Raw genomic sequence first — 7,888 nt, 5'->3', positions numbered from 1 at the left:
GCTCCGACCCCGACTCCGGCGCCCACGCCGCGCCCCACGCCCGTGGGGCGCGGGGTAGGCGTGGGGCGCGGCGTGGGCGCCGGAGTCGGGGTCGGAGCGGCAGTGCCGGGCGTCGTTGCCGGGCGCCGGATGACTTCGACCGCGGGAATCACCCGCCGTGTCTTCCTGTCGTTCACAGTCGTACGTTACCTGATGCGAGTTTTCCGGGCATGCCCGGCTTTACGGCTGGAGGGATGCTGAAAGGTCGACCTTCCACCCGGACGGCTCACGGACCATCCGGACCTCGTGGGAGCTTTCTCCCGCGCGCACGAGCACTGTCGCGACGTCTCCCTCCTCCCGGACCAGTGAGACCTCCGTAACATCCGGAGGCGGAGGGACATTCGCGAAGAAGAGGGCCATGGGCTCCGGTTTTTCTTCACCCCCGGAGGCCTCTCCCACCACCTGCGCACGCTTCGCCAGCGCGTCCTGGGTGGGCTTGGACAGCGCGCCCCACGCCTGCTGCAGCTCCCCTCGCTTCACCAGCCGGTGGAAGGACGTGTAGGCGTCCTGCGGGGTGCCGAAGCGCGGCCGGTTGCAGCCACCCAGGCTCAGCAGCAGGACCAGCGCTACCAGCCAGGGCATCGTCGCGGAGAGACGCATGGGGACAGGGGTTTAGGTCAAAGCGCCGCCGGGGGAAAGCCCGAGGTTCGGACATGTCACGCGGCGTGCTGATGGACGCGATTGCGGCCCGCTCCCTTGGCCGCATAGAGGCTGGCGTCGGCAGCCCGCAGCAGCGCCTCCGCGCTCGGGAGGTCGCCCGAGGGCACCGTGGCCACGCCCAATGACGCGGTCAGCCGCACGCACTGCGGCTTGCCACTCCCGCCCACATGCTCCAGTTCCAGGGCGGCGATGGCGTCGCGCACCCGCTCGCAGACCCGGAGCGCGTCCGCGGGGCCTGTCTCCGGGAGCAGGGCGATGAACTCCTCGCCGCCGTAGCGCGCCAGCAGGTCCACTTCCCGCAGCCGCGCCCGCGCCGTCTGGGCCACGGCCTTCAGCACGTGGTCTCCAAAGGGGTGGCCGAAGCTGTCGTTGATGCGCTTGAAGTGGTCGATGTCCAGCATCACCAGGGACAGGGGCGCGCCATAACGCCGCGAGCGGGCGAACTCGTCGTTCAGCCGCTCTTCCAAGGCGCGCCGGTTCGACAGTCCGGTGAGTGCATCCGTGCGGGTGAGCGCCAGCAGCTCTTCGCGCCGCGCCGCCAGCTCCTTGTTGGCGCGGTCCAGCTCCCGGTTCTTCTCCACCAGCGCGTCCTGCAACGCCTTCAGCCGCAGCATGGACTTCACGCGGGCTGACAGCTCGAGCATGTCGAAGGGCTTCACCAGGTAGTCATCCGCCCCCAGCTCCAGTCCCTCCACCTTTCCCGCGGCCTGCCGGGCCGTCATGAGAATCACGGGGATGAAACCGAAACCGTCCTCGCCCGCGTTCGCCTTGATGATGCGGCACACCTCCACTCCACCCAGTCCCGGCATCTCCACGTCCATGAGGATGAGGTCGGGGCGGGACTCCCGGATGGCGGACAGCGCCTGGGCGCCGTCATGGGCCTCGGTGAAGACGTAACCGTGAGGGGCCAGTCCGTCGCGAACGTGCCGGAGATGCACCGGGTCATCGTCCACGAGGAGCACCGTGCGGCCACTGAGTTCCCCTGCGAGGGGGGCACGGCGGGCGACCTCCAGCGTCCTCTTCCGTTCGCCATCCGCCATGAATGTCTCGCCCCCGGTGCAGTCGTCCCGCGCGCGGTGCGGGGTTGCCCGCCATTCTCACTGCCCGTACCTGGGATGCAAGAGGCTCGGCGCGCGCCCGTGGCGCGACGTCAGGCAGGCTTCAGTAGCCGCGCCCGATACACGGGCTCCCCGCTGGCCAGGTAGCGGCGCTCTCGCGTGGAGGGCACTTCCTCCGGGTCATAGGGATGGAAAACGCCTGAACCCAGGGGGTTCTTGAAACCAGCGGATTCCAGGATGGCGAGCATCGTCACGCCGCGGTCCTGGACGTCGGTGCGCATGTCGAAGAGTCCACCCGGTGCGAGCTTGCCGTACAGCAGCTCGGCGAACGCGGGCTGAATCACGGCGCGCTTGGCGTGGGAGCGCTTCCACCAGGGGTCGGGGAACTGGAGGTGGATGGCGGCGAGCGAATCGGGCGCGAAGATGCGGGGCACGATGAAGCGGGCGTCGGATTCGATGACGCGCAGGTTGCGCAGGCCCGCCTTGTCCGCGCGGTCCTGGGTGTCGCGCGCGTACTTCTTGCGCCACTCGAAGGCGACGAAGCGCACCTCGGGGTGGCGGCGGCAGTACTCCAGGGCGTGGCCGCCCGCGCCGGAGCCGATTTCCAGTTCGAGCGGCCCGCTGAAGCCGAATTCGGCGTCCCAGTCCGGCGGGGTCTCCTGGGTGACGAACTTGAGGCCGACGGGCTCGGGGAGCAGGCGAGGACGGGACATGGGCGGGCGCCACCAACCACGGCGACGACGGGTTTGGCCAGGGAAAAACGCGAGGCCTGGAGTATACGGGAGCCCATGAAGGTCTTCCCTGCGGTGGCGGACGCGGGCCGGGCGCTGGCCGGACAGGCACTCGCGCTGGGCAACTTCGACGGTGTGCACGTGGGCCATCAGGCCCTCTTCGCGGAGGCGCGCCGCCACGGGCGGGCCGCCGCCTTCACCTTCCATCCCCATCCAGGCAAGGTGCTCCAGCCGGAGCTGGCGCCGAAGCTCATCACCCTGCTGCCGCGCAAGCTGGAGCTGTTCGAGGAGCTCGGGCTGGATGCCGCGGTGGTGCAACCCTTCTCGCGCGAATACGCGCGCACGCCGCCCGCGGACTTCGAGGCTGCGCTCTTCGACGCGCTCGGCGTCGCGCACGTCGTGGTGGGCAGTGACTTCACCTACGGCTCGGCCCGGCGCGGCACCGCGGAGACGCTGCGCGAGGCCGCGGCCCGGCGTGGGGCCACGGTGCACGTGGTTCCGCCCGTCACGGTGGATGGCGTGGTGGCGTCGTCATCGCGCGTTCGCGAGTACATCCTGGAGGGGCGCGTGTCCGCGGCGCGGCGGCTGCTGGGCCGTCCCTTTGACCTGGACGGCACGGTGGTGACGGGCGCGGGGCGGGGGCGGGGCATCGGCTTTCCCACCGCGAACGTGGACACGCAGAACGAGCTGCGCCCCGCACCGGGGGTCTATGCCATCCGCGTCCACCTGCCGGGCGAGTCAAAGGGCACCTGGCATGGCGGTGCGGCGAACATCGGTGTGAAGCCTACCTTTGGCGGCACGGAGGTGACGATCGAAGCGCACCTGCTCGACTTCACCGGTGATCTGTACGGGAAGGAGCTGCGCGTGCAGTTCCTCGACCGTCTGCGCCCCGAGCAGCGTTTCGGTTCGGTGGTGGAGCTGACGGGGCAGATCAAGCGTGACGTGGAGGCCGCGCGCGCCGTGATTGCGCGCGAGGAGAGCTGAGCAATTTTCCCGTGTCCGTTCAACGGTTTGTGACAGCAGGGGAGCAGGCGAGGGCGCCTTGACGCGCGCGCGCGGCTCCCCTCTAATTCGCAATCAGGAACCGTGCCATGGGGTGTGGATCACCCGGGCACCGCTCCAGCGTCTTTGAGCTCGGAGGCGGGCCCCCGCCCGCTTCTTTCTTCTTCAAGGAAGAGGCATCAACGAATGTCCGGTCGACTCGGTGAACTGCTGGTTCGCGAGAACCTCATCTCCGTGCAGCAGCTGCGCAAGGCCCAGGAAGAGCAGCAGAAGAACGGCACGCGCATCGGCACCGCGCTCGTCAAGACGGGCGCCATCGAGGAGTCGAAGCTGACCGACTTCCTCTCCAAGCAATACGGCGTGCCGGCCATCAACCTGAAGGACTTCGACGTCGAGCCGGACATCATCAAGCTGGTGCCGAAGGAAGTGGCGGAGAAGCACCTGGTGGTGCCCGTCAACCGCGCGGGCCCGTCGCTCATCGTGGCCATGTGCGACCCGTCCAACATCTTCGCGGTGGACGACCTGAAGTTCCTCACCGGCTACAACATCGAGACGGTGGTCGCCTCCGAGGTCTCCATCCGCGAGGCCATCGAGCGCTACTACGCGGAGAAGGGCCCGTCGCTGGAGGACATCGTCGGCGACGTCGGTGACGACATCGAGGTCACCAAGGAAGAGACGGAGAACATCGATGAGATGGCCAAGGCCGCGGACGACGCGCCCGTGGTCAAGCTGGTGAACCTCATCCTCATGGACGCCATCAAGAAGCGCGCGTCCGATATCCACGTCGAGCCCTACGAGAAGGACTTCCGCGTCCGCTTCCGCATCGACGGTGTGATGTACGAGGTGATGCGCCCGCCGATGAAGCTGCGCAACGCGATCACCTCGCGTTTGAAGATCATGGCCTCGCTGGACATCTCCGAGCGGCGCCTGCCGCAGGACGGCCGCATCAAGATCAAGATGGGCGGCGGCAAGGAGATGGACTTCCGCGTGAGCGTGTGTCCCACGCTCTTCGGCGAGAAGGTCGTGATGCGTCTGCTCGACAAGAGCAACCTCCAGCTCGACATGACGAAGCTGGGCTTCGACGCGCAGCCGCTGGCCTGGTTCAAGGAGGCCATCGACCGGCCCTACGGCATGGTGCTGGTGACGGGCCCCACGGGCTCAGGCAAGACGACGACGCTGTACTCGGCGCTCTCCAGCCTCAACGGCCTGGACACCAACATCTGCACCGCGGAGGACCCGGTCGAGTTCAACTTCGCCGGCATCAATCAGGTGCAGATGCATGACGACATCGGCCTGAACTTCGCCGCGGCGCTGCGCTCCTTCCTCCGCCAGGACCCGGACATCATCATGATTGGTGAGATCCGCGACTTCGAGACGGCGGAAATCGGCGTGAAGGCGGCGCTCACGGGCCACCTGGTGCTCTCCACGCTGCACACCAACGACGCCCCGGGCACGGTGAGCCGTCTGCTCAACATGGGCATCGAGCCGTTCCTCGTGACGGCCTCGCTCAACCTCATCCTCGCCCAGCGTCTGGCGCGCCGTCTGTGCCCGGCGTGCAAGAAGCCGGCGGAGAACGTGGACGAGCAGGCGCTCATCGACGCCGGTGTTCCGCCGGACAAGATTGGCACCTTCACGATGTACGAGAAGGTCGGCTGCCGCGACTGCAACGACCGTGGCTACCGGGGCCGCGTGGCCATCTACGAGGTCATGCCCTTCTGGGACGGCCTCAAGGAGCTGGTCATCAACGGCGCCTCCGCCGCGGAGCTGAAGCAGGAGGCCATCCGCCTGGGCATGAGCAGCCTGCGCATGAGCGGTCTTCGCAAGATGATGGACGGCGCCACCACGTTGGAAGAGGTGGTGGGAAACACCGCCCCGGACCGCTTCTAGTCAACCTTCCTCCCACCGCACTCCCCCCGAAGGACATCCCCCCGTGGCCAACCTGCACCAGCTCCTCAAGGCGATGGTCGAGAAGGGCGCTTCTGACCTCCACGTCACCACCGGCTCTCCGCCGCAGCTCCGCGTCGACGGCGAGCTCGTTCCCTTGAAGACGGCGCCGCTGACCCCGGTGGAGACGAAGCAGCTCTGCTACTCCATCCTCACGGACGCCCAGAAGCACAAGTTCGAAGAGGACAACGAGCTGGACTTGTCCTTCGGTGTGAAGGGCCTGTCGCGCTTCCGCGCCAACATCTTCATGCAGCGTGGCGCGGTCGCCGCGGCGTTCCGGACCATTCCCTTCAAGATTTTGACGTTCCAGGAGCTGGGCCTGCCGCCGGTGGTGGCGGAGCTGGTGAAGAAGCCGCGCGGGCTCATCCTGGTGACGGGCCCCACGGGCTCGGGCAAGTCCACCACGCTGGCCTCGATGATCGACAAGATCAACACCGAGCGTCATGAGCACATCATGACCATCGAGGACCCCATCGAGTACCTGCACCCGCACAAGAACTGCCTCGTGAATCAGCGCGAGGTGGGGGCGGACACGCGGAACTTCAAGACGGCCCTCAAGTACATCCTCCGCCAGGACCCGGACGTGGTGCTCGTCGGCGAGCTCCGCGACCTGGAGACGATTGAAGCGGCGCTCACCATCGCGGAGACGGGCCACATCTGCTACGCGACGCTACACACCAATAGCGCGGTGCAGACCATCAACCGCGTGCTGGACGTGTTCCCGCCGTACCAGCAGCCGCAGGTCCGTGCGCAGATGTCCTTCGTGCTGGAGGGCGTGATGAGCCAGGCGCTGGTGGCGAAGGCGGGCGGCCCCGGCCGCATCCTGGCGCTGGAGGTGATGGTGCCCAACCCCGCAATCCGGAACCTTATTCGCGAGGACAAGGTCCACCAGATCTACTCGTCCATGCAGGTCGGCCAGGCGAAGTTCGGCATGCAGACCTTCAACCAGGCCCTGGCGGCGCTGCTGATGCGGCGGCTCATCACCCAGGATGAGGCCTTCGGACGTTCTAGCGACGCGGAGGAGTTGCGCAACATCCTGGCCACGGGTGGCGGCGGGGCCCTGCCCGGAATGCAGCGACCAGGCGGGGGAGCGGGTGGTCGTTAGTTCCGGGATTCGGAGATCAGCGGTTAGAGTGGCGCGGCACCCGCGGAGGTCCAGCTCATGGCAGCCCCAGCAGTGAAGTCGGCATCAACTCCCAAGAAGGCCACCGCCCAGTTCCTCTGGGAGGCGAAGACCAAGAGCGGGGAGTCGAAAAAGGGTGAGATGGAGGCGATGGACGTCGAGGCCGTCAACGCGCGCCTCAAGTCCCTCGGGCTGAACCCCGTCAAGGTGCGCAAGAAGAGCATTCTGGACGGGGATATCGTCATCCCCGGACTGGGCGGTGTCGAAGGCAAGGACATCCTCGTCTTCACCCGTCAGTTCGCCACGATGATCGACGCCGGCCTCCCGCTGGTGCAGTGCCTCGACATCCTCGCGAGCCAGATGGACAACCCTGCCTTCAAGAAGGTGCTGTTCGCCATCAAGGGCAAGGTGGAGCAGGGCAGCACCTTCGCGGACGCGCTGAAGGAGCACCCCAAGGTCTTCGACGAACTCTACGTCCAGCTCTGCGCCGCAGGCGAGGTGGGCGGTATCCTCGACGCCATCCTCAACCGGCTCGCGGCGTACCGGGAGAAGAACGAGAAGCTCAAGTCGAAGGTCAAGAGCGCGATGACCTACCCGATCATCGTCATCCTGGTGGCCATCGGTGTGACGGCGGTGCTGCTGCTGAAGGTGACGCCCGTCTTCGAGAAGATGTTCGCGGACTTCGGCTCGGAGCTGCCGGGGCCGACGCAGATGATCGTGAACTTCTCGCACATGGCGCAGGAGTACTTCTTCCATGCCGTGTTCTCGATTGTAGCCGTCGTGACGTCGTTCTCGTGGAGCTATCGCCAGCCGCGTGGCCGGAAGTTCTGGGACAAGGTGTTCCTGTTCATGCCCGTCTTCGGCCCCGTGCTCCGCAAGGTGGCCGTGGCTCGGTTCACCCGCACGCTGGGGACCATGATTTCCTCGGGCGTGCCCATCCTGGACGCGCTGGACGTCACCGCGAAGACGGCCGGTAACCGCACAGTGGAAGACGCCATCATCTACGTCCGCGGGAAGATCGCCGAGGGCAAGAACATCGCAGGGCCTCTGGCCGAGACGAAGGTGTTCCCGTCGATGGTGGTCCAGATGATCGGCGTGGGTGAGGCGACGGGCGCCATGGACACCATGCTCAACAAGATCGCCGACTTCTACGATGACGAGGTCGACGCGGCCATCAACAGCCTCACTGCGATGATTGAGCCCGTGCTGATGGTGTTCCTCGGCGGCGTGGTCGGTGGCTTCCTCATCGGCATGTACCTCCCCATCTTCTCGCTTGCCGGCGCCATCCAGTAACGCAGTGGTCGTAGGAGGGCGCCCCCTGGCGGGGGACG

Annotated in this window: 7 protein-coding genes; 4 read left to right on the top strand and 3 right to left on the bottom strand. The window is 66.9% G+C overall.

Going from position 1 to position 7,888, the window contains the following annotated elements; translation table 11 throughout:
- Window positions 1–219 precede the first annotated feature (219 nt).
- From FMP39_RS31345 to FMP39_RS31335, 3 genes are all read right to left on the bottom strand, one after another.
- Window positions 220–639: a hypothetical protein gene (locus tag FMP39_RS31345; protein ID WP_090490344.1), complete on the bottom strand. Its 420-nt coding sequence runs from the start codon at window positions 637–639 to the stop codon at window positions 220–222.
- A 56-nt stretch (window positions 640–695) separates the two neighbouring features.
- On the bottom strand, window positions 696–1,739 hold the full coding sequence (locus FMP39_RS31340; RefSeq protein WP_141593746.1) for a diguanylate cyclase: 1,044 nt from the start codon (window positions 1,737–1,739) through the stop codon (window positions 696–698).
- 110 nt (window positions 1,740–1,849) lie between these two features.
- Window positions 1,850–2,470, bottom strand: coding sequence for a tRNA (guanosine(46)-N(7))-methyltransferase TrmB (locus tag FMP39_RS31335; RefSeq protein ID WP_140866025.1), 621 nt, complete (start codon window positions 2,468–2,470; stop codon window positions 1,850–1,852).
- 75 nt (window positions 2,471–2,545) lie between these two features.
- On the opposite strand from FMP39_RS31335, the gene FMP39_RS31330 reads away from it, so the two are divergent.
- The 4 genes from FMP39_RS31330 to FMP39_RS31315 all read left to right on the top strand — a co-directional run bounded on the left by FMP39_RS31330 (window position 2,546) and on the right by FMP39_RS31315 (window position 7,850).
- Window positions 2,546–3,472, top strand: a complete 927-nt coding sequence (locus FMP39_RS31330) for a bifunctional riboflavin kinase/FAD synthetase (RefSeq protein ID WP_141593745.1) — start codon at window positions 2,546–2,548, stop codon at window positions 3,470–3,472.
- A gap of 204 nt (window positions 3,473–3,676) precedes the next feature.
- The gene (pilB, locus tag FMP39_RS31325) at window positions 3,677–5,377 is read left to right on the top strand and encodes a type IV-A pilus assembly ATPase PilB (protein ID WP_011555739.1); all 1,701 of its coding nucleotides are present in this window, start codon (window positions 3,677–3,679) and stop codon (window positions 5,375–5,377) included.
- 43 nt (window positions 5,378–5,420) lie between these two features.
- Window positions 5,421–6,539: a type IV pilus twitching motility protein PilT gene (locus tag FMP39_RS31320; protein WP_141593744.1), complete on the top strand. Its 1,119-nt coding sequence runs from the start codon at window positions 5,421–5,423 to the stop codon at window positions 6,537–6,539.
- A 57-nt stretch (window positions 6,540–6,596) separates the two neighbouring features.
- Window positions 6,597–7,850: a type II secretion system F family protein gene (locus FMP39_RS31315; RefSeq protein ID WP_141593743.1), complete on the top strand. Its 1,254-nt coding sequence runs from the start codon at window positions 6,597–6,599 to the stop codon at window positions 7,848–7,850.
- The last annotated feature ends 38 nt before the right edge of the window (window positions 7,851–7,888 follow it).

Source organism: Myxococcus sp. AB056 (assembly GCF_006547365.1).
Classification (GTDB): domain Bacteria; phylum Myxococcota; class Myxococcia; order Myxococcales; family Myxococcaceae; genus Myxococcus; species Myxococcus virescens.
The sequence above is the reverse complement of the archived record's forward strand: the minus strand, read 5'-3'. Positions and strand labels throughout refer to the sequence as shown.

Excerpts from the sequence above, each read along its gene's own strand:
- FMP39_RS31335 (WP_140866025.1), bottom strand. The coding sequence starts at position 2,470 with ATGTCCCGTCCTCGCCTGCTCCCCGAGCCCGTCGGCCTCAAGTTCGTC.
- pilB (WP_011555739.1), top strand. The coding sequence starts at position 3,677 with ATGTCCGGTCGACTCGGTGAACTGCTGGTTCGCGAGAACCTCATCTCC.
- FMP39_RS31315 (WP_141593743.1), top strand. The coding sequence starts at position 6,597 with ATGGCAGCCCCAGCAGTGAAGTCGGCATCAACTCCCAAGAAGGCCACC.
- FMP39_RS31330 (WP_141593745.1), top strand. The coding sequence starts at position 2,546 with ATGAAGGTCTTCCCTGCGGTGGCGGACGCGGGCCGGGCGCTGGCCGGA.
- FMP39_RS31345 (WP_090490344.1), bottom strand. The coding sequence starts at position 639 with ATGCGTCTCTCCGCGACGATGCCCTGGCTGGTAGCGCTGGTCCTGCTG.
- FMP39_RS31340 (WP_141593746.1), bottom strand. The coding sequence starts at position 1,739 with ATGGCGGATGGCGAACGGAAGAGGACGCTGGAGGTCGCCCGCCGTGCC.